Origin of the sequence: Variovorax davisae (assembly GCF_030316845.1) — a bacterium.
Lineage (GTDB): Bacteria > Pseudomonadota > Gammaproteobacteria > Burkholderiales > Burkholderiaceae_C > Variovorax > Variovorax davisae.
Genome location: NZ_JASZYS010000002.1, coordinates 545,393 through 566,369, shown reverse-complemented (window position 1 = coordinate 566,369; position 20,977 = coordinate 545,393). Strand labels below are relative to the sequence as shown.

Here is a 20,977-nt window from a genome sequence, read left to right as displayed (position 1 = left end):
TAGGCATTAACCCGCGCAAAATTTGTATGATGACCTGATAACCGCCTTGATCTCTCCCTCTGCCGTGCGGAACGCCGCTTCTCCCCAACCCCAGCCGCTGGTCGTCGACCGGCTGTCGGACCGGTTGGCGGCGCTGCTGGGCGCGCAGATCGACAGCGGCGCGCTGCGGGCCGGCGACCGGCTGCCGACCGAGCAGCAGCTGGCCACCGCCCACGGCGTCTCGCGCACCGTGGTGCGCGAGGCGGTCCACCAGCTCAAGTCCAGGGCCCTGGTGCAGTCGCGCCAGGGCTCCGGCGTGTTCGTCGCGCCGCCCCCGGTCAACCAGGCGCTGGCCTTCGACCCGGCCGTGCTGACCTCGGTGCAGGCGGTGGTGCATGTGGTCGAGGTGCGCCGCGTGCTCGAAGGCGAGATCGCCGCGCTGGCCGCCGAGCGCGCCACGCGCGGCCAGATCGCCGCCCTGCGCCGCGCCCTCGCGGCCATCGACACCGCGGTGGCCGAGGGCCGCGACGGCGTGGCCGAAGACCTGGCCTTCCACCGGGTGATCGGCGAGTCGACCGGCAATCCGCAGTTCCGGCTGCTGCTCGGCTTCCTCGAACAGTACCTGCGTGAAGGCATGCGCATCACGCGCGGCAACGAGGCCCGGCGGGCCGACTTCATGACCGCGGTCCAGAGCGAGCACCGCGCCATCTTCGAAGCCATCGCGGCCCACGATCCGGTGGCCGCCCGGCTGCATGCCAACGACCACCTGATCCGCGGGGAGCAGCGGCTGGTCGAAGGCGGCATCATCGATGGCCGGCGCCGCCAGGCCGCCGCCCGGGTCGCGCGCTCCGCGCGCCCGGCACCCGACAGACCAGCAAAGCACTGAAGGAGACCGACATGAAACTGATGATCACCGGCGGCGGCGGCTTCGTGGGGGCCCGGCTCGCCCGCGCCCTGCTCGCCCGCGGCACCCTGGACGGCCAGCGCATCGAGCGCATGGTCCTGACCGACATCGCACCGCCGCCGGCCGACCTGCTGGCCGACGCCCGGGTCGAGGCCCGCACCGGCCCGCTGCTCGCGCACACCGAGGCGCTGCGCGAGGAGCCCTTCGACGGCATCTTCCACCTGGCCTCGGCCGTGTCGGGCGAATGCGAACTCGACTTCGACCTCGGCCTGCGCTCCAACCTCGACAGCACCCGGGCCCTGCTCGATGCGCTGCGGGCCCACGTGAACGGCGGCGGCAAGGTCGCGCGGCTGGTGTTCTCGAGCTCGGTGGCGGTGTTCGGGCCCGACCCGGCGGTGCCCCTTCCGAAGCTGGTGGCCGACGACACGCTGCCGGCGCCGCAGACCTCCTACGGCACGCAGAAGCTGATCTGCGAGCACCTGGTGGCCGACTACACCCGCAAGGGCTACATCGACGGCCGCGCCGCGCGGCTCATGACCGTCACCGTGCGGCCGGGCCGGCCCAACGGCGCCGCCTCGTCGTTTTTCAGCGGCATCATCCGCGAGCCGCTGGCGGGCGTCGAATCGATCTGCCCGGTCTCGCCCGAGGTGTCGCACCCCATGTCCTCGCCGACCCGCACCGTCGACGGCCTCATCGCCGTCTACGAAGCCACGCGCGAGGCCTTCTGCGGCCGCACGGCGCTCAACCTGCCGGCGCTCAACGTGCGCGTGGCCGACATGCTCGACGCCCTGGAGGCGGTGGCCGGCCCGAAGGTGCGCGCGCTGGTGCGCTTCGAGCGCGACGAGCGCATCGCCGGCATCGTGGCCAACTGGCCGGGCGGCGCCAGCGCCGCGCGGGCCGCCCGCCTGGGCCTGCTGCCGCACGAGAACTTTGCCGATATCGTCCGGCAGTACATCGACGACTGCGCGGCGCTGCCGAATGCAGACCAGACCTTGAAGGGAATGTCCTGATGAAGAACCCCACGAAGAAAAAATCCCCGGCTGCCAAGCCGAAGCCCCTCGCGCTGCGCTCGCAGGCCTGGTTCGACAACCCGGCCAATGCCGACATGACGGCGCTCTATCTCGAGCGCACCATGAACTTCGGGCTCGGCTTCGACGAGCTGCAGTCGGGCCGGCCGATCATCGGCATCGCCCAGACCGGCTCCGACATCGCGCCCTGCAACCGGCACCACCTCGTGCTGGCCGAACGCACCCGCGAAGGCATCCGCGATGCCGGCGGCATCGCCTTCGAGTTCCCGATCCACCCGATCCAGGAGACCTGCAAGCGGCCCACCGCGGCGCTCGACCGCAACCTGCAGTACCTGTCGCTGGTCGAGGTGCTCTACGGCTACCCGATCGACGGCGTGGTGCTCACCACCGGCTGCGACAAGACCACGCCGGCGCAGCTGATGGCGGCGGCCACGGTCGACATCCCGGCGATCGCGCTCAACTCGGGACCGATGCTCAACGGCTGGTACAAGGGCGACCGCACCGGCTCGGGCACCATCGTCTGGCGCGCGCGCGAGATGATGGCGGCCGGCGAAATCGGGTACCAGGAGTTCCTCAAGCTGGTGGCATCGTCGGCGCCGTCGACCGGCCACTGCAACACCATGGGCACCGCGTCGACGATGAATTCGCTGGCCGAGGCGCTCGGCATGACGCTGCCGGGCAGCGCCGCGATTCCCGCGCCCTACCGCGACCGCCAGGAGATGGCCTACATGACCGGCAGGCGCATCGTCGAGATGGTGCGCGAGAACCTGAAGCCCTCCGACATCATGACCCGCGAGGCCTTCGAGAACGCGATCGTCGTGAACTCGGCGCTGGGCGGCTCGACCAACGCGCCGGTCCACCTGATCGCGATCGCCCGCCACATCGGCGTCGAGCTCACGCCCGACGACTGGGAGAAGATCGGCTACAAGATCCCGCTGATCGTCAACCTGCAGCCCGCCGGCGAGTATCTGGGCGAGGACTACTACCGCGCCGGCGGCGTGCCCGCGGTGGTCGCCGAGCTGATCGCCAAGGGCAAGATCAAGCCGGCGCTCACGGCCAACGGCAAGACGCTGATCGAGAACTGCGAGGGCAAGTTCACCAGCGACCGCGAGGTGATCTGGCCCTACGCCAAGCCGATGAAGAAGAACGCCGGCTTCCTCAACCTCAAGGGCAACCTGTTCGAATCCGCGATCATGAAGACCAGCGTGATCACGCCCGAGTTCCACGACCGCTACCTCGAGGACCCGAAGGACCCGATGGCCTTCGAGGGCACGGCCGTCGTCTTCGACGGCCCCGAGGACTACCACCACCGCATCGACGATCCGAAGATGAAGATCGGCCCGCACAGCGTGCTGTTCATGCGCGGCGTCGGCCCGGTCGGCTATCCCGGCGCGGCCGAGGTGGTCAACATGCGGGCGCCGTCCTACCTGATCAAGAAGGGCATCACGGCCCTGCCCTGCATCGGCGATGGCCGGCAGTCCGGCACTTCGGGCTCGCCCTCGATCCTCAACGCCTCGCCCGAGGCCGCGACCGGCGGCGGGCTGGCGCTGGTGCGCACCGGCGACCGCGTGCGCATCGACCTCAAGAAGCGCACCGCCAACATGCTGGTGTCCGACGAAGAGCTCGACCGGCGCCGCGCCGAGCTGGCCGCCGCCGGCGGCTACCCCTTCCCGCCGAGCCAGACGCCCTGGCAGGAGATCCAGCGCGGCATCGTCGACGAGCTGTCGCAGGGCATGGTGCTCAAGCCGGCCGTGAAGTACCAGAAGATCCACGCGACCTTCGGCATCCCCCGAGACAATCATTGACCTCCCCCCGGTTGCCCGCACTTCGTGTCGGGCGCCCACCCCCTCGCCGGGGGCAATACCAGCGGCCCGGCAAAGCCGGTTCCGCGGTATTCCTGGAAGGGAACCCGCCGCTTACTTCGAGCCGGGGGGGAAGCCGGCAAACATCTTGTCGAGCGCCGCCTGCAAGAGCGCATTCATCTTCGCCGGGTCGTCGTGCAAGGTGCCGCTCGCGGTGCCGCGCCAGGCCGAGCGCTTGCTCTGCGCATTGACCATCTCGACCACCAGGGTGCCGACCTCGTAGGTGTCGGTGGGCGCTGCCGTGTTGGGCGCCGGCGGCCCGAAGCCGCCCCAGCCCAGGTAGCCCACGCGGGAGTAGTAGGCGCTCTGGCTTTCCTTCTCGGTCGACGACACGTGCGCCGACACATGGATGTCGCCATTGGGCGCCAGCTTCCAGCCCTTGGCCTGCAGCCGGGCGTCGATGCCGTCGACGATGCGCTGCTGCATCAGCGGCGTTCCGCCGTCCGGCCGGGCCACCCAGCTGTAGCTGCGCACGCGCGAGAAATCCGCGCCCGGGTCGACGTCGATCTTGACCGTCGGCCCGCCGACGGTCGCGCAGGCCGCGATCAGCAGCGGAAGGGCCAATGCGGCCAGGGCAGCGAAACGTCTGTTCATGTCGAATCCCAAGCGAGGTGAAAAAGCAGTTTAGCGCTCAGCCGCGGCTGAACAGCAGCACCGAATTCGTGCCGCCGAAAGCGAAGGAGTTGCTGATGGCGGCCTGCAGCTCGGGCGCCGCCGTATCGCCGGGCGCCACCAGGTTCAGGGCGCAGGCCGGATCGAGCGCGGTGCCGTGCATGTTCGGCGGCAGCGCGCGCCGATGCAGCGCCAGCACCGTGGCCACGGCCTCGAGCGCGCCGGCGGCGCCGAGCAGGTGGCCATGCAGCGCCTTGGTCGAACTCACGCGCAGGCGGTCGAGGTCGCCGCCCCAGACCTCGGCCAGGGCGTCGCGCTCGACCACGTCGCCGATGCGCGTGGCGGTGCCATGGGCGTTGCAGTAGCCGACGTCGCGCGGCTGCAGGCCGGCCAGGCGAAGTGCCTGGCGCAGCGCGCGCGCCTGGCCGAGCGCGTCCGGCTTGGTCAGATGCGTGGCGTCGCAGCTCAGGCCCCAGCTCGCCAGTCGGGCATAGGTCCGTGCGCCGCGCCGCTGGGCCCGCTCGGCGGATTCGAGCACCAGAAAGGCGGCGCCCTCGCCGAGCGCGAAGCCGCTGCGGTCGCTGGCGAAGGGCCGCACCGCGCGCGCCTCCTCGCCGGGCGTGACGCTGGCCAGGGTCTGCATCGCCTGCCAGGCGAGCACCACCCCGGGCACGATCAGCGCCTCGCTGCCGCCGGCGATCGCCAGCTCGACATCGCCGCGCTGCACCGCCTTGGCCGCCTCGGCGATCGCCACCGAGGACGAGGCGCAGGCCACCGAATAGGTCAGCACCGGGCCCTGCACGCCCTGGCGCATCGCCACGTGCGAGGCCGGCGCGTTGGGCATGAAGGCCGGGATGGTCAAGGGCGGCACCCGCCCGCCGCCCCGGTAGGCGGCCTCGAGCGCCGCGGCGCCGCCCATGCCGCAGCCGGCGAAGACGCCGATGCGCTCGGGATCGAGCGCGCCGACGGCGCCGGCATCGCGCATGGCCAGGTCGGCCGCGGCCACGGCGAGCTGGCTCACGCGGTCGACGCCGGCGAGCTGCAGCTTGGTGAACCAGCGCGATTCGTCGAAGGCCGCCCGGGCCGCGACCGCCGGCTTGGGCAGTTCGGGAAAGACCGGTTGGAGCGCGGAGTCGCCGCGCAGCAGGGCGTCGAACACGCTGCCGGGATCGTCGCCGTGGGGAGCCACGACGCCCAGGCCGGTGACGGCGACGGCAACGGCGTTCACGCGGTCTGCTTCGCCCTGACCTTGTCGACCACCGCGGCCAGTTGCGCCAGCGTGTCGATGTTCGGGTCGTCGTCGGGCATCGTGATGCCGAAGTGGTCCTCGATGGCGAACACGAACTCGACCAGCGCCAGCGAATCGAAACCCTTCTCGCGCATCGAGGCCTCCGGGTCCAGCGCGGACGCTTCGATGCCGTACTTCTCGTGGATCAGGTCCTGCAATTCCTTCAGCGAACTCATCGTGCGGTGTCCGTCGTCATTTCTGGCCGTCCCCCTGGCGGACGGCGATGTTGTGGAAGTCGGCCCACGAGTCTCAGTTCCTCCTGGCTCGGCCGCCGAATCGGCCCGCGGGCAGTGTCGCCTCATGATATCCGCTCCAAATGGCCGGCATCGCGGCCGGACGCGGGCGCCAGCGCAGCGACGGCAGCACGAACACGATGCCGAGCACCGCCCCCGCGACCACGTCGAGCACCACATGCTGCTTGATCGCCACGGTCGACCAGGCGATGGCCGCGAACCACAGCCCGTTGGCCAGCCGCAGGAGCATCGGCGCACCCGCCTGGCGCAGGATGTGCTCGATCCAGATGGCGGTGTAGATCGCGATCGCCACGTGCATCGACGGGCAGGCATTGCCGGCGGCGTCGACACCCTGCAGGATCGCGAAGCCGGGAAAATCGGTTGGCGGAATCGTCATCGGCGGGATCTGCGTGGGCCAGAAGAAGAACGCCGCCAGGCCGGTCAGGCACAGGGCGCCGACCCACAGGCCGTAGACCACCAGCTCCCTGAAGGTGAGCTGCAGCCCGGGCGCCACGCCCACGTACAGCCAGAGCGAGAAATAGGCGACCAGCGCCTGCGGCTGGAACGGGACCAGGTGGTCGAGCGCGGTCAGCGGCATCACGGTCACCGGACCGGCGGGCTGGCGCAGCAGGTGGAAGTAGCCGATGAAGAAGAGCCACGTGAAGGCCGTGGTGCCGATCACCTTGAGGGCGAAGTGGCGCCGGATGCGCAACCAGATCTCGACCTTCCAGCTCTCGAAGGGGCGGGGCGCCGGGCGCAGGTCGTGGGGTGGATTCATGAGGCTCGGCGTTGTCGGTGATTCTCTCATCAGCCAACGCGCCGGGCGTGTCGGCCTCAAGCTACACGATCAGCAGGGCCCGGAAATCGTTGACGTTGGTATGGGTCGGCCCGGTCACCAGCAGGTCACCGACGGCGTCGAAGTAGCCGTAGGCGTCATTGCGGTCGAGGTGGTCGGCCAGCTTGGCGCCCGCCGCCTCGGCCCGGCGCAGCGTGTCGGGCGTGACGATGGCGCCGGCGTTGTCCTCGACGCCATCGATGCCGTCGGTGTCGGCGGCCAGCGCCCAGACGCCCTCGCGGCCGGCCAGCGCGCCCGCCAGCCCCAGGCAGAACTCGCCCGCCCGGCCACCGCGGCCCTTGGCCTGGCCGGGTTGCCGCGGCCGGATCGTGACCGTGGTCTCGCCGCCCGACAGGATCACGCAGGGCTTGGCGAAGGGCGCGCCGCGCAGCGACACCGACCGCGCCAGGGCGCCGTGCACCTTGCCGACCTCGCGCGATTCGCCTTCGATCTCGTCGCTCAGCACATGGGCCTCGATGCCGGCCGCGCGCGCCGCCGCCGCGGCCGCCTCGAGCGACTGCTGCGGGGCCGCGATCACATGGGTCTGGTGGCCGTCGAAGGCGGCATCGCCCGGCTTCGGGGTCTCGAGCGCACCGCTTTCGAGCCGGGCCCGCACCGCCGCGGGCAGCTCGATCCGGTAGCGGTCGAGGATCGCCAGCGCGTCGGCGCAGCGGCTCGCATCCGGCACGGTGGGGCCGCTGGCGATCACGGCCGGGTCGTCGCCCGGCACGTCGCTGATGGTCAGGGTCACGACCTGCGCCGGTGCGCAGGCGGCGGCCAGCCGGCCGCCCTTGATGCGCGAGAGATGCTTGCGCACGCAGTTCATCTCGCCGATGTGGGCGCCCGACTCGAGCAGCTGGGTGTTGATGCGCTGCTTGTCGGCCAGCGTGAGCCCTTCGGCCGGCAGGGTCAGCAGCGAGGAGCCGCCGCCCGAGATCAGGCACAGCACCAGGTCGTCGGCCGTCAGCCCCTGGGTCAGCGCGAGGATGCGCTGGGCGGCGTCGAGCCCGGCCTGGTCGGGCACGGGATGGGCTGCCTCGACCAGTTCGATGCGCGCGGCCAGCCCGGCGGGGCGCGGCGGGATGTGGCCATAGCGCGTGACCACCAGGCCGGACAGCGCAGCGTCCGCCGGCCAGAGCGCCTCGAGCGCCTGGACCATCGAGCCGCCGGCCTTGCCGGCGCCGAGCACCAGCGTGCGTCCCTTGGGCGGTGCGGGCAGGTAGCCGCCCATGCTGGCCAGCGGCAGCGCCCGCTCGACCGCCACGCGGTAGAGATGCTCCAGGAATTCACGCGGGGCCGAATGCGCGTCGGGGATCGGCCGGGGGGTCGTCGGGGTCATGGCTTGCTGGTCTCCTGCGCCAGATGCTACTTCGTGCCGGCACCGCCTTCGAACCACTTGCCGATCAGGGCCCGCTCGGCGTCGGTGATGCCGGTCGCGTTGTTCATCGGCATGATCTTGGTGACCACCACCTGCTGGTACACCGCCTGCGCATGCGCCGCGACCTGGTCGGACGTGTCGAGGCGCACGTTCTTCATCTGCACCTGCGCGCCGTGGCACATGTAGCAGCGTTGCTCCAGCACCTTCTGCACGTCGCCGAAGCTGACCTTCTGCACCGCCGCCCCGGGCGCCGGTGCCGCCGCCGGCTCGGGCTTCATCCAGATGATGGTCAGGCCCAGCACCGCGATGCCGAAGAGCGCGTAGGGAATCGGGTTGCCCGCATTGCCGAGCTTGAAGCGATGCCGCACCACGAAGAACTGCCGGATCGCCGCGCCGCCGAGCATGATCAGCAGCAGCACGATCCAGTTGTACTTGTGGGTGTAGGTGAAGCTGTAGTGGTTGCTCAGCATCGCGAACAGCACCGGCAGGGTGAAGTAGGTGTTGTGCACGCTGCGCTGCTTGCCGCGCTGGCCGTGCACCGGATCCACCGGCCGGCCTTCGCGCAGCGCCTGCACGTTCTTGCGCTGGCCGGGGATGATCCAGAAGAACACGTTGCCGCTCATGGTGGTGGCCATCATCGCGCCGACCAGCAGGAAGGCGGCCCGGCCGGCGAACCACTGGCAGGCCAGCCAGGCCGCGAAGGCGATGAAGACCGCGACCAGCACGCCGACGATGGTGTCGCCGTTCTTGCGCCGGCCGAACAGCTGGCAGATGCTGTCGTAGACCATCCAGAAGACGACGAAGAAGGCCAGCGCGACGCCGATCGCGGCGCCCGGCTGCCAGTCCATCTTGGACTTGTCGATCAGGTAGGTGCTGGCGTTCCACAGATAGGACATCGTGAACAGCGCGAAGCCCGTGAGCCAGGTCGAATAGCTTTCCCAGTACGACCAGTGCAGATGGTCGGGCAGGCGCTTGGGCGCCAGCGCGTACTTCTGCATGTTGTAGAAGCCGCCGCCGTGCACCGCCCATTGCTCGCCGCCGACGCCCTTGTCGAGCGATTCCTGGTCCTCGGGCTTCTCGAGGCTGTTGTCCAGCATCACGAAGTAGAAGGACGCGCCGATCCAGGCGACGGCCGTGATGACATGGACCCAGCGCAGGAGCAGGTTGGCCCAGTCGAGGTAGTAGCTTTCCATTTGCTCTCAACCTTGTCGGCGCATGGGGGCACCGAGGTGTTCCGACCTGCTCACCACTGCGGGCGCTGTAAGCAGAGAAAGTGCCGCGAACGCAGACCCGGGGTGGAATCTCGCTCCGCTGCGGCTTGTTGTGGACTGAAGTGTATACAATTTTGAAGGCTGGCTCGTGGATTTTGCATCACCTGGCGTGCTGGAAAACCCTGAGCGCCCTCATGCTTTCGGCAGGGATTGCAACAACTGTGCCGCCACCGCCACGGCGATCACCTCGGGCTCCTTGCCGCTGATGCCGGGCACGCCGATCGGGCAGGTCACGCGGTCCATCTCCGCAGCCGAGAAGCCGCGCGCCTCGAGCCGGTGCCTGAAGGTGGCCCACTTGGTCTTGCTGCCGATCAGGCCGACGTAGGGCAGGTCGTCGCGCTCGCGCAGCCGCTTGAGGCAGGCGATCACGATGTCCAGGTCCTCGGCGTGGCTGAAGCTCATGATCAGCACCCGCGCACCCGACGCCAGCTGCGCCACCGCCTGCTGCACCGGATCGGAATGCTCGGTCTCGATCTGCGCCGGCAGTTCGGCCGGGAACACGCCGTCGCGGCTGTCGATCCAGCGCACCGCGAACGGCAGCGTCGCTAGCAGCCGCGCCAGCGCCGCGCCCACGTGGCCGCCGCCGAACAGCGCCACCGGCGCCAGCTGCGCCAGCAGCTCGGACTGCAGCGACGCCGCGTCGGCGGCATCGACCAGCTGGTAGGACAGGAACACCACGCCGCCGCAGCACTGGCCCAGGCTCGGACCCAGCGGATAGCGCTGCACGCCCTCGATCGGCGGGCCGCCCGCCAGCCAGGCGCGGGCTTCGTCGGTGGCCTGGAATTCGAGCTGGCCGCCGCCGATGGTGGCCGTCAGCCCGTCGGGCCAGACCGCCATCCAGGTGCCGGCCTCGCGCGGCGCCGAGCCCTGGGTCGAGACCACGCGCACCAGCACGCCGCGCTGGCGCTGCAGGCGCAGCAGCAGTTCGTCGACGGCGCCGGTCATCGGCGATACCTCCGGTTGCCCGGCGCCCGGCCGGGCACGGTATAAACCCGCCGATGCCATTTCAGACCACTTCGCGCCGCCTCGCCCTGGCGGCCGCCCTCCTCGCCAGCGTCTGGCTGGCCGGCTGCAGCACCGCGCCGACCGGCGCCGTGCCGGGCCAGCTCAGCAGCGCCCGCCCGGAGCCCGCCGACCAGAGCCGCGGCAAGCCGCGGGCGTCGAACGCCGCCACGGCGCGCGACTACCGCAAGGACGCCGCCCGCCACGTCTACGAGATCAACAAGGACCGGATCTACGGCGGCAAGCTGCCGCCGCTGCTCTACGCCGTCGGCACGCTGCAGGTCAACCTCGATGCCGACGGCAGGGTGCTGTCGATGCACTGGATGCGGGCGCCCACCCATGCCCCCGAGGTGATCGCCGAGATCGAGCGCACGGTGCTGATGGACGCGCCCTACCCGGCGGCGACGCGGCTGGGCAAGGTGACCTGGACCGACACCTGGCTGTGGGACGAAGGCGGTCATTTCCAACTCGATACGCTCAGCGAAGGCCAGCAGTAGCTCACGAGCCCCGGTAGGTGGAGTAGCTCCACGGGCTCACCAGCAGCGGCACGTGGTAGTGCTGGTCGGTGTGGGCGACCCCGAAGTCCAGTGCCACGCGATTGAGAAAGTTCGGCTCGGGCAAGGTCACGCCGCGGGCCTTGAAGTAGCCCGCGACATCGAACACCAGCCGGTAGGTGCCGGTCTTGAGCGTGCTGTTGTCATAGAGCGGCCCGTCGCTGCGGCCGTCGGCGTTCAGCTTGAAACGCCGCACCAGCGTGGCGCGGGCGTCCTCGCCGGTGCCATCGGTCGTGAACAGCGCCACCTCCATGCCGGCGGCGGGGCTGCCGTGCATGGTGTCCAGTACGTGAGTGCTCAGGCCCATCGATCTGCTCCTTCAATGCATTGGGGAAATTACGGTCGACAAAAGTGTATACAGTTCTGGGCTTTGGGTCTATCATGAAAAGCATGGACTCGACCACCACCCGCGCGATCGTCGACGCACTCACCAAGGCCATTGTGGAGCACCGGCTGCAACCCGGCAGCAAGCTGGCCGAGCAGAAGCTGGCCGACCACTTCGGCGTCTCGCGCACGCTGGTGCGGCAGGCGCTGTTCCAGCTGTCGCAGAACAAGCTGATCCGGCTCGAACCCGCGCGCGGGGCCTTCGTGGCGGCGCCGGCGGTCGACGAGGCCCGGCAGGTGTTCGCGGTGCGCCGCATGCTCGAGGCCGAGATGACGCGGGCCTTCGTGCGCAGCGTCACGCCGGCCAAGATCAAGGCGCTCAAGGAGCACGTGGCGCTCGAGAAGGCGGCGGTGTCGGGCGAAGACGTCTCGGGCCGCACCGAACTGCTCGGCGACTTCCACGTGCGCATGGCCGAGCTCATGGGCAACACCGTGCTGGCGCAGATCCTCGGCGAGCTGATCTCGCGCTGCGCCCTCATCACGCTGATGTACCAGAGCGCCACCGCGGCCGAGCATTCGAACGACGAGCACGCCGACATCGTCAAGGCGCTGGCCGCCAAGGACGAGGAGCGCGCCGTGCGCCTCATGACCGAGCACCTCGAGCACGTCGAGGCCAACCTCACCTTCGACCGCAAGGTCCCCACGCACGACATCTCACTCGCACTCGCATGACACCATGAGCGTTTACGACACGACCCTTCCCTACCCGCGCGACCTGGTCGGCTACGGCCGCAATCCGCCGCACGCCCAATGGCCGGGCCGCGCCCGCATCGCGGTCCAGTTCGTCCTCAACTACGAGGAAGGCGGCGAGAACTGCGTGCTGCACGGCGATGCCGGCAGCGAGCAGTTCCTGTCCGAGATGTTCAATCCCGCGAGCTATCCGGATCGCCACATCAGCATGGAAGGGATCTACGAATACGGCTCGCGCGCCGGCGTCTGGCGGATCCTGCGCGAGTTCGAGAAGCGCGGCCTGCCGCTGACCGTGTTCGGCGTCGGCATGGCGCTCGAGCGATACCCAGAACTGGCCTCGGCCTTCAAGGAACTGGGCCACGAGATCGCCTGCCACGGCTGGCGCTGGATCCACTACCAGAACCTCGACGAAGCCACCGAGCGCGAACACATGCGCCTCGGCATGGAAGCCATCGAGAAGCTCACCGGCGAACGCGCGCTCGGCTGGTACACCGGCCGCGACAGCCCGCGCACGCGCCGCCTGGTGGCCGACTACGGCGGCTTCGAATACGACAGCGACTACTACGGCGACGACCTGCCTTTCTGGATGAAGGTGCAGAAGACCGACGGCCAGGTCGTGCCGCAACTCATCGTGCCCTACACGCTCGACTGCAACGACATGCGCTTCGCGCTGCCGCAGGGCTACTCGCACGCCGACCCCTTCTTCCAGTACATGAAGGACAGCTTCGACGCCCTCTATGCCGAAGGCGACGAGGCGCCCAAGATGATGAGCATCGGCATGCACTGCCGCCTGCTCGGGCGGCCTGGGCGCATCACGGCGCTGCAGCGCTTCCTCGACCACATCGCCACCCACGACCGGGTCTGGGTCTGTACCCGGCTCGACATCGCGCGACACTGGAAGGCGACGCACCCCTACGCCACTCGCCAAGGAGACTGACATGGCGCTCACCATCGACCAACTCAACGCGGCCTCGGCCGACGAAGCCGTCGCGCTGCTCGACGGCGTCTACGAGCATTCGCCCTGGATCGCGGCGCGATCGCTGGTGTCGCGGCCGTTCCGGTCGCTGCCGCACCTCAAGCACGCGCTGGTGCAGGCCGTGACCCATGCCGCGCGCGCCGAGCAGCTCGGCCTGATCCGCGCCCACCCGGAACTCGCCGGCAAGGCGATGGTCAGCAAGAGCCTGACGGCGGAGTCGACCAACGAGCAGAACAAGGCCGGCCTGACCGACTGCACGCCGGAGGAGTTCGCGAAGATCCAGCAGCTCAACGCCGACTACAACGCCAAGTTCGGCTTCCCGTTCATCCTCGCGGTGCGCGGCCCGCGCGGCACCGGCCTGGCCAAGCGCGAGATCATCGACACCTTCGAGCGCCGCGTGCACCACCACCCGGACTTCGAGCTCGGCGAGGCGCTGCGCAACATCCACCGCATCGCCGAGATCCGCCTCGACGACAAGTTCGACGCCACCCCCACGCTCGGCAACGATGTCTGGGATTGGCACGAGAAGCTCTCGGTCCACACCGACCCGGGCTACGCCGAGAAGGGCCAGCTCACCGTCACCTACCTCACCGACGCCCACCGCGCCTGCGCCGCCCAGATCGCCGCCGACATGCGCGAGGCCGGCTTCGACAGCGTGCAGATCGATGCCGTCGGCAACGTGGTCGGCCGCTACGAAGGCGCCACGCCCGGTGCCCGCGCGCTGCTCACCGGCTCGCACTACGACACCGTGCGCAATGGCGGCAAGTACGACGGCCGGCTCGGCATCTTCGTGCCGATGGCCTGCGTGCGCGAACTCAAGCGGCAGAACCGCCGCCTGCCTTTCGCGTTCGAGGTGGTCGGCTTCGCCGAGGAGGAAGGCCAGCGCTACAAGGCCACCTTCCTGGGCTCCGGCGCATTGATCGGCCATTTCGACACCCGCTGGCTCGACCAGCAGGATGCCGACGGCATCACGATGCGCGAGGCCCGCCGCCATGCGGGCCTGAAGGACGAGGACATCGCCGCCCTGCAGCGCGACCCGTCGAAGTACCTGGGCTTCGTCGAGGTCCACATCGAGCAGGGCCCGGTGCTGACCGAGCTCGACCTGCCGCTCGGCATCGTGACCTCGATCAACGGCAGCGTGCGCTATGTCGGCGAAGTCATCGGCATGGCCAGCCACGCCGGCACCACCCCGATGGACCGCCGCCGCGACGCCGCGGCCGCGGTGGCCGAGCTGATCCTGTACGCCGAGCAGCGCGCCGCCAAGGACGGCGACTCGGTCGCCACGGTCGGCATGCTCGAAGTGCCGAGCGGCTCGATCAACGTGGTGCCCGGGCGCTGCAAGTTCAGCCTCGACCTGCGGGCGCCGAACAACGCCCAGCGCGATGCGCTGGCCAACGACGTGGTGGCCGCGCTGAAGGACATCTGCGAGCGCCGCAGCGTGCGCCACACGCTCGAGGAAACCATGCGCGCCGCGGCCGCGCCCAGCGCCCCCGATTGGCAGCAGCGCTGGGAGCGGGCGGTCGACACGCTCGGCGTGCCGCTGTTCCGCATGCCCAGCGGCGCCGGCCACGACGCCATGAAGCTGCACGAGGTGATGCCGCAGGCGATGCTGTTCGTGCGTGGCATCAACTCCGGCATCAGCCACAACCCGCTCGAATCGAGCACCAACGACGACATGCAGCTGGCCGTGCAGGCCTTCCAGCTGCTGCTCGACAACCTCGCCACCGACCCGGCCCACTGACATGACCGACTACACCAAACTCGACGCCTGGATCGACGCCCACTTCGACGAGGAAGTCCGCTTCCTGCAGGCGCTGGTGCGCGTGCCCACCGACACCCCGCCCGGCAACAACGCGCCGCACGCCGAGCGCACGGCCGAGCTGATCCAGGCCTTCGGCTTCGAGGCCGAGAAGCATCCCGTGCCCGCGCAGGAAGTCAAGGACTACGGCCTCGAATCGATCACCAACCTGATCGTGCGCCGCAAGTACGGCAGCGGCGGCCGCACCGTCGCCCTCAACGCCCACGGCGACGTCGTGCCGCCCGGCGAAGGCTGGACCCACGACCCCTACGGCGGCGAGATCGACGGCGGCAGCCTCTACGGCCGCGCCGCGGCGGTGAGCAAGAGCGACTTCGCCAGCTTCACCTTCGCCGTGCGCGCGCTCGAAGCGGTCGCCAAGCCGGCCAAGGGCGGCGTCGAATTGCACTTCACCTACGACGAGGAATTCGGCGGCATCCTGGGCCCGGGCTGGCTGCTCGCCCAAGGCCTGACCAAGCCGGACCTGATGATCGCCGCCGGCTTCAGCTACGAAGTGGTCACCGCCCACAACGGCTGCCTGCAGATGGAAGTCACGGTGCACGGCAAGATGGCGCATGCGGCCATCCCGACCACCGGCGTCGACGCGCTGCAGGGTGCGGTCCACATCCTCAACGCGCTCTATTCGCAGAACACGCTCTACCAGCAGGTGACGTCGAAGGTCGAGGGCATCACGCACCCCTACCTCAACGTCGGCCGCATCGAGGGCGGCACCAACACCAACGTGGTGCCCGGCAAGGTGGTCTTCAAGCTCGACCGCCGGATGATCCCCGAGGAGAACCCGATCGAGGTCGAGGCCACGATCCGCCAGGTCATCGCCGACGCCGCCGCGCAGCTGCCCGGCATCACGGTCGAGATCAAGCGCATGCTGCTGGCCAACTCGATGAAGCCGCTGGCCGGCAACAAGCCGCTGGTCGAGGCCATACAGAAGCACGGCCAGGAACTCTTCGGCGAGCCGATCAAGGCGATGGGCACCCCGCTCTACACCGACGTGCGGCTGTACGGCGAGGCCGGCATCCCGGGCGTGATCTACGGCGCCGGTCCGCGCACGGTGCTCGAGTCGCATGCCAAGCGCAACGACGAGCGCGTGGTGCTCGAAGACCTGCGACGCGCCACCAAGGTCATCGCGCGCACGCTGAGCGATCTACTCACGTGAGGCGCCACTGATCGGTTGCCCCTATCTGGCAAGGACCGTGAGGCCATTGGTTGAGCCTCGCGTGACTGCCCGATACACTCGGGCCCATGCACGCCCCGTCCCGCTTCCAGAACCACGCTGCGCTCGCGCAGCCGATGTTTTCTGCGCGCGCGGCAGGCCTGCAGCCGACGCCCGCACATTCCTAAGCCCGGCGGCCGCTTCCCTCCCATTCAGCGCAACCATCGACCGCCGGGCACCCACCTCGCGCGTCGCGGTGCCTGCCCGTCGTTCGGTCGGCCCGCATTCGACCAGGAGTGCGTCCCCATGCATGCAACCATCCTCGGCGAGCGAACGCTCACCGAACATGACTTCTCGCGCCTGAGCAAGCTGCTCGACGGCCATCTGCCGCCCGCGCTGGCCAACGTCCTCGGCGCGGCCGAAGTGACGCGCTCGCGCGAGGTTCCCGCGGACATCGTCACGATGTATTCGCAGGTCGAACTGGTCGACCCCCACACGCGGCGCCGGCAGACGCTGACCGTCTGCTTTCCCGGCGACTCGGAGCCCAGTGCCGGCTTCATCTCGGTCTTGTCGCCGGTCGGCAGCGCCCTGCTCGGCCTGAAGGTCGGCGCGGTCGCGCGCTGGCAGCTGCCCGGCGGCGAAGAAGGCGCGGCCGAGATCGTCGCCATGGCCTACCAGCCCGAAGCCAGCGGCGACTACACGCGCTAGCGCGCGCCGCCTTTTCCAGCCCACGCAGCGCGCGGTCGTGCCTCGACCGCGGCGCCAGCGCGCGCGCCACGCGCGAAGAGGAGACCTCCATGACCATCCGATCCATCCTGGCCGTGACCGACTTCTCACCGCCATCCCGCCTCGCCCTCGAACGCGCGGCCCGGCTCGCGGCCGAGCACCGCGCCGTCCTCAAGCTCATGGTGCTGCCGGCGAGCGGCAGCGCGCCACCCCCGAACAGCGCCGGCCGGCTCGCCCATGTCGCCAGGAAACTGGGCCATCGCTTCGGCTTCACGGTGCGGCCGGTCGCCCAGACCGCGAACACGCTGGCGCATGTCGCCGAGGAAGCCAGCTGCGCGGACCTGCTGGTCATGAGCCACCGGCGCGAGCGCACGCTGGCCTCGCTGCTGCAGGGGCAGCCGGCCGAGCGGCTGGCGCGCCTGTGCCGCTGCCCGGTGCTGGTGACCAGGACCGCGCCGCGCCAGGGCTACGAACGCATCCTGGTCGCCGTCGACTTCACGCCCGCCTCGAAACGGCTGGTCCAGCTGGCATGGATGCTGGACAGCAACGCCGAGGTCGAGCTGTTCCATGCCATCAGCACACTGAACGAGGCCAAGCTGCGGTCGGCCGAGGCATCGCGGCGTGCGATCCAGGCCTACCGTCATGAATGCATGCGCCACGCCCGCGACCGCATCTTCTGGCTGACCGATTCGTTCGACACCCGCCGCAACCGCGTGATGAGCGCCATCGGCTACGGCGACCCCGCCCGCCAGGCGGTGGTCCAGCAGGACCACGTGGGCGCCGACCTGCTGGTGGTCGGAAAGCGGCGCAGCTCGCCGATCGCGGACTTCGTGTTCGGCAGCGTGGCCCACCGGGTGCTGTGCTGGGCCACCAGCGACGTGCTGATCGTGCCGGATGATTTCCAGGCCTCGACCCGGGCCGCGGCGCGCCAACGGTTCGAGGCCGAACGCGGGGATCTGAAGGGCGCCTTGAACGGCTAGGCGCGTTCAGGCCGCGCCAGGCCCTTCAGCCGCATTTCGATCTCGCGGTCGAGTTCGTCGACCGCCGCCTCGAGCTGGGCCAAGGCGGCGCCGGGGCTTTGCGCCGGCTCGCCACGGCAGGCCCGCTGGAGCAGCTCGCAGGCCCGCATCACGCGCTGGGCCCGGACCATCCGGGCCGGGCCCAGGATCTTGTGCGCCACCGACGACGCCTCGGCCAGCGCCCCCGACCCGACATGCACGGCGAGTTCGCGGATGTCGCTGCGGTTGGTCCGCCACAGCGCCTCGAGAAAGCGCGACTCGACCTGGGCGTCGTCGTCGGACAGGCTGCGCAGCGCCAGCGGGTCGAAGGCGGCCTCGAAGGGCTCGTGCGGCGGCGCTTCGACCGGTGTCGCAAGGCGCGGCGCGGCCGCATCCGCGGGCAGATGGCGATGCAGCGCCGCCGCCAAGGCATCGAGGCTGAACGGCTTCATGAGGCACTCGTCCATGCCGGCCTCGAGCGCGTGGCGCCGGTCCTCCTCCTGGACATGCGCCGTGCAGCCGAGCACCGGGCAGCGCGGCAGGCCACGCTCGTGTTCCAGCGCCCGGATGGCTAGCGCCAGGGCATAGCCGTCCATGACCGGCATGGAACAGTCGGTGATGACCAGGTCGAAGCCACCGTCGCGCCAGAGTTCCAGGGCGGTCTCGCCATCCTCCGCCAGTTCGCAGGCGAGGCCCAGGTGCTCGAGCTGGCGCTGCAGCAGCAGCCGGTTGGCCGGATGGTCGTCGACCGCCAGGATCCTGCGGCCACGCTGCCGCAGCAAGGCGCCGGGCTCCGGCGCAGCGGCCGCGGCCGGGGCGGCCTGCGGGGGCGACGCGGCCTGCAGCGCGAGTTCGACCCGGACGCAGGTGCCCTGGCCGCGCTGGCTGCGGACGTCGATGCTGCCGCCCAGCAGCCGGCACAGGCGCTGGACGATCGGCAGGCCCAGGCCGGTGCCGCCGATGGCGCGCGGGCCGGCCGCCTCGGCCTGGAAGAACGGCCGGAACAGGTTCGCCACGTCTTCCGGGGCAATCCCGATGCCGGTGTCCTCGACCTCGAGGGCGATCGTCTCGACGCCGGCCTCGCGGCCCACATGGCGCAGCCGCACGGTGACGCTGCCGGCATCGGTGTACTTGATGGCGTTGCTCACCAGGTTGTTGGCGATCTGCCTGAAGCGCACCGCGTCCACGCTGTGCCATTCGCCGACCGCGGGATCGATGTCGAGCACCATCGCCAGGCCGTGCTGGCGCGCCAGGCCGCCGAAGATCCGGGCCACCTCGTCGACGATCGCCGGCAGCCGGGCCGGCGCCAGGGCGATTTCGAGGCCGCCGGCCTCGATCTTGGAGATGTCGAGGATGTCGTCGATGAGCCCGAGCAGGGCCACGGCCGACGTCCGGGCCAGGTCCACCGATTCGCGGTCCTTGGCCGACAGCCGGCCTTCACGCGTCAGCAGTTCGAGCATGCCCAGCACGGCGTTCATGGGCGTGCGGATCTCGTGACTCATGGTGGCGAGGAAGTTGGACTTGGCGCGGCTGGCCTCCTCGGCCTCGGCCCGCGCGACCTGGCTCAGATGGATCAGATGGTGGCGCTCGGTGACATCGATCGCGCCGGCCACCAGGGCGCGCTTCTGGCCGCCCGGCGACAGGGAGATCGGGACCGCCCAGTGCGCCAGCCGGCGCGTCTCGCCATCGAGGACCACGTCGACATCGTCGTTCAGCGGCTCGCCAGTCGCCAGCATGTCGAGATAGCGGGCGTGGAGCAGGGCCGAATTGTCCTGGTTGATGTAGTCAAGACCGCTTTCGCCCACGGTCTTGCCCTCCATGGCGGCGCGGGTGGTGCCGCACATCTTCTCGAAGGCGGCATTGCAGAACACCAGCCTGGCCTCGACGTCGCGCACGCAGATCGCCTGCGGGATGGCGTCGAGCAGGGCGCGCTGAAAGGCGAGCTGGTCGCGCAATTCGGCTTTGACGGCGAGTCGCCGGCGCATCTCATGGCGCAGTTTCCGGTTCCAGATCACGCTGATGACGAAGCACAGCGCAAATCCGGCAGCGATTTCATATCCCCAGGGCACGAGCCCCGACATTTCCCCCCACATCATTCGCCCCTTTCAGGAGACGAGGTGATGGGCGCGGGTGAAATCGACCAGTTCGACCAGCGTGGAAATTCCGAGCTTCTCGAATATGCGCGTCTTGTAGCTGCTGATCGTCTTGTTGCTGATCAACAGGGTTTCGGCGATTTCCTTGTTGCTCATGCCGCGCGCCAGGTATTGCAGCACCGTCAATTCGCGGTCGGAAAGCGACTTCATCAACACATCGGGCGGGGCGCCGGTATTCGTGTGCCCGTGCGACGACAGCGCAGACGATGGAAACATGCTGTAGCCGGCAAGCACCGTCCTGGCCGCCTGCGTGACGGCCGACATGTCTTCGCTCTTGCTCATGAAGCCATTGGCGCCCGCCTGCACGGTGCGGGCGGCAAAGATGGATTCCGGCTGGGCCGACAGCACCAGCAGCTTGGTCGACGGCAGGGACTTTCTCAGCCGCTCGATCAGGTCGAGCCCGCTGAGCCGCGGCAGGTCGAGGTCGAGGATGACCAGGTCGGGACGCTGGTCGCGGATCGTAGCCAGGGCCGAGGGGCCGTCGCCGGCCTCGCCCACGACCTGGAACTCGCCGCCGGATTCGAGGGCCGCCCGGACCGCCAGGCGAATGGCGGGATGATCGTCGACAACGATGACTGAGTGCATATGGATTCCCTTGCGTTGAGTTCGATGGCCTGAGGCCGCTCGCGAGGGCGACTGTTGTTTTTTTCCAGTGTCATGCCCCTCACAATTCAACGCAATTTTAGGGCGTTTCTCAATTGATGATGGAATTCATCAGGCATTCGAGAATCAATAATGCAGCAGTTCGCGAAAAAGATCACATAGGATTCCGGATCCGGTTTTTCAAAATTCAGAGTTTTCTCATTGATAATTCGGAATTTTCCGAGTATTCAAAGAAGAAATCTTGATTGAATTGATAACAATCCATTAATTGGATTTGATACCAAAATTTTCTACGAAGAGTTTTCGGGGAATCAGGCCCGCTGGGCGCTCTGCAGCTTGTAGCCGTTCTGGTAGATGCCGATCACCAGCCCGCTGACCGCGTCGGACGGTCGCGCCGTGACGAACCGGTTGTCGCCGGCCTGGTAGACCAGGATGGTGCAGCCGGCGCTGCGGCTCAAGGTGCGCGCCACGCCGGTCGCCTGGCTCACGGTCTTGTAGCTGTTCATGTGCTGTCTCCTCGTTCGTTGGTCGCCGA

The 20,977-nt window shown here is 69.2% G+C and carries 21 protein-coding genes; 10 read left to right on the top strand and 11 right to left on the bottom strand.

Features of this window, described 5'->3' with window-relative positions:
• The first annotated feature begins 46 nt into the window (after nucleotides 1-46).
• Genes QTI33_RS06995 through QTI33_RS06985 form a run of 3 tightly spaced genes read left to right on the top strand, consistent with a single transcriptional unit; the run spans nucleotide 47 to nucleotide 3,716 of the window.
• The gene (locus tag QTI33_RS06995; RefSeq protein WP_286505058.1) at nucleotides 47-865 is read left to right on the top strand and encodes a FadR/GntR family transcriptional regulator; all 819 of its coding nucleotides are present in this window, start codon (nucleotides 47-49) and stop codon (nucleotides 863-865) included.
• 11 nt (nucleotides 866-876) lie between these two features.
• Nucleotides 877-1,893, top strand: coding sequence for a D-erythronate dehydrogenase (gene denD, locus QTI33_RS06990; protein ID WP_286505057.1), 1,017 nt, complete (start codon nucleotides 877-879; stop codon nucleotides 1,891-1,893).
• Nucleotides 1,893-3,716 (top strand): IlvD/Edd family dehydratase, encoded by a 1,824-nt coding sequence (locus QTI33_RS06985; protein ID WP_286505056.1) that lies wholly within the window; start codon nucleotides 1,893-1,895, stop codon nucleotides 3,714-3,716. The genes denD and QTI33_RS06985 overlap by 1 nt, the downstream gene beginning before the upstream one ends.
• A gap of 111 nt (nucleotides 3,717-3,827) precedes the next feature.
• On the opposite strand, the gene QTI33_RS06980 is transcribed toward QTI33_RS06985, so the two are convergent.
• From QTI33_RS06980 to xdhC, 7 genes are all read right to left on the bottom strand, one after another.
• The gene (locus QTI33_RS06980) at nucleotides 3,828-4,367 is read right to left on the bottom strand and encodes a DUF4136 domain-containing protein (protein ID WP_286505055.1); all 540 of its coding nucleotides are present in this window, start codon (nucleotides 4,365-4,367) and stop codon (nucleotides 3,828-3,830) included.
• Between the two features lie 37 nt (nucleotides 4,368-4,404).
• Nucleotides 4,405-5,613, bottom strand: coding sequence for a beta-ketoacyl-[acyl-carrier-protein] synthase family protein (locus QTI33_RS06975; protein ID WP_286505054.1), 1,209 nt, complete (start codon nucleotides 5,611-5,613; stop codon nucleotides 4,405-4,407).
• Nucleotides 5,610-5,849, bottom strand: a complete 240-nt coding sequence (locus tag QTI33_RS06970; RefSeq protein ID WP_286505053.1) for an acyl carrier protein — start codon at nucleotides 5,847-5,849, stop codon at nucleotides 5,610-5,612. Before QTI33_RS06970 ends, QTI33_RS06975 begins: the two co-directional genes overlap by 4 nt.
• A gap of 73 nt (nucleotides 5,850-5,922) precedes the next feature.
• Complete coding sequence (locus QTI33_RS06965; protein WP_286505052.1) at nucleotides 5,923-6,684, bottom strand: phosphatase PAP2 family protein; 762 nt, start codon at nucleotides 6,682-6,684, stop codon at nucleotides 5,923-5,925.
• A 61-nt stretch (nucleotides 6,685-6,745) separates the two neighbouring features.
• Nucleotides 6,746-8,080, bottom strand: a complete 1,335-nt coding sequence (locus QTI33_RS06960; protein WP_286505051.1) for a glycerate kinase type-2 family protein — start codon at nucleotides 8,078-8,080, stop codon at nucleotides 6,746-6,748.
• 26 nt (nucleotides 8,081-8,106) lie between these two features.
• A complete protein-coding gene (locus QTI33_RS06955; protein ID WP_286505050.1) occupies nucleotides 8,107-9,312 on the bottom strand; it encodes a urate hydroxylase PuuD in 1,206 nt (401 codons plus the stop codon).
• A 210-nt stretch (nucleotides 9,313-9,522) separates the two neighbouring features.
• Nucleotides 9,523-10,335 carry a xanthine dehydrogenase accessory protein XdhC gene (gene xdhC, locus QTI33_RS06950; RefSeq protein WP_286505049.1) on the bottom strand — a complete coding sequence of 271 codons (813 nt, stop codon included), beginning with the start codon at nucleotides 10,333-10,335 and terminating at the stop codon, nucleotides 9,523-9,525.
• Between the two features lie 53 nt (nucleotides 10,336-10,388).
• On the opposite strand from xdhC, the gene QTI33_RS06945 reads away from it, so the two are divergent.
• Nucleotides 10,389-10,889 carry a hypothetical protein gene (locus tag QTI33_RS06945; RefSeq protein WP_286505048.1) on the top strand — a complete coding sequence of 167 codons (501 nt, stop codon included), beginning with the start codon at nucleotides 10,389-10,391 and terminating at the stop codon, nucleotides 10,887-10,889.
• A gap of 1 nt (nucleotide 10,890) precedes the next feature.
• Here QTI33_RS06945 and uraH read toward each other — a convergent pair whose 3' ends face one another.
• Nucleotides 10,891-11,253: a hydroxyisourate hydrolase gene (gene uraH / locus QTI33_RS06940; RefSeq protein WP_286505047.1), complete on the bottom strand. Its 363-nt coding sequence runs from the start codon at nucleotides 11,251-11,253 to the stop codon at nucleotides 10,891-10,893.
• Nucleotides 11,254-11,327: 74 nt separating this feature from the next.
• Here uraH and QTI33_RS06935 point away from each other — a divergent pair, with 74 nt between their 5' ends.
• From QTI33_RS06935 to QTI33_RS06910, 6 genes are all read left to right on the top strand, one after another.
• Nucleotides 11,328-12,002 (top strand): GntR family transcriptional regulator, encoded by a 675-nt coding sequence (locus QTI33_RS06935; RefSeq protein ID WP_286505046.1) that lies wholly within the window; start codon nucleotides 11,328-11,330, stop codon nucleotides 12,000-12,002.
• 4 nt (nucleotides 12,003-12,006) lie between these two features.
• Complete coding sequence (gene puuE / locus QTI33_RS06930; protein WP_286505045.1) at nucleotides 12,007-12,957, top strand: allantoinase PuuE; 951 nt, start codon at nucleotides 12,007-12,009, stop codon at nucleotides 12,955-12,957.
• 1 nt (nucleotide 12,958) lies between these two features.
• The gene (gene uraD / locus QTI33_RS06925) at nucleotides 12,959-14,737 is read left to right on the top strand and encodes a 2-oxo-4-hydroxy-4-carboxy-5-ureidoimidazoline decarboxylase (protein WP_286505044.1); all 1,779 of its coding nucleotides are present in this window, start codon (nucleotides 12,959-12,961) and stop codon (nucleotides 14,735-14,737) included.
• A 1-nt stretch (nucleotide 14,738) separates the two neighbouring features.
• A complete protein-coding gene (locus QTI33_RS06920) occupies nucleotides 14,739-15,965 on the top strand; it encodes a M20 family metallopeptidase (RefSeq protein WP_286505043.1) in 1,227 nt (408 codons plus the stop codon).
• Between the two features lie 303 nt (nucleotides 15,966-16,268).
• On the top strand, nucleotides 16,269-16,670 hold the full coding sequence (locus tag QTI33_RS06915) for a GreA/GreB family elongation factor (RefSeq protein ID WP_286505042.1): 402 nt from the start codon (nucleotides 16,269-16,271) through the stop codon (nucleotides 16,668-16,670).
• Nucleotides 16,671-16,759: 89 nt separating this feature from the next.
• Entirely contained in the window at nucleotides 16,760-17,668 is a 909-nt protein-coding gene (locus QTI33_RS06910) for a universal stress protein (RefSeq protein WP_286505041.1), read from the top strand.
• Here the strand turns inward: QTI33_RS06910 and QTI33_RS06905 are convergent.
• From QTI33_RS06905 to QTI33_RS06895, 3 genes are all read right to left on the bottom strand, one after another.
• Complete coding sequence (locus QTI33_RS06905) at nucleotides 17,665-19,767, bottom strand: ATP-binding protein (protein ID WP_286505040.1); 2,103 nt, start codon at nucleotides 19,765-19,767, stop codon at nucleotides 17,665-17,667. The genes QTI33_RS06910 and QTI33_RS06905 overlap by 4 nt on opposite strands.
• A gap of 24 nt (nucleotides 19,768-19,791) precedes the next feature.
• On the bottom strand, nucleotides 19,792-20,424 hold the full coding sequence (locus QTI33_RS06900; RefSeq protein ID WP_286505039.1) for a response regulator transcription factor: 633 nt from the start codon (nucleotides 20,422-20,424) through the stop codon (nucleotides 19,792-19,794).
• Between the two features lie 329 nt (nucleotides 20,425-20,753).
• On the bottom strand, nucleotides 20,754-20,948 hold the full coding sequence (locus QTI33_RS06895) for a hypothetical protein (protein ID WP_286505038.1): 195 nt from the start codon (nucleotides 20,946-20,948) through the stop codon (nucleotides 20,754-20,756).
• Nucleotides 20,949-20,977: the final 29 nt, after the last annotated feature.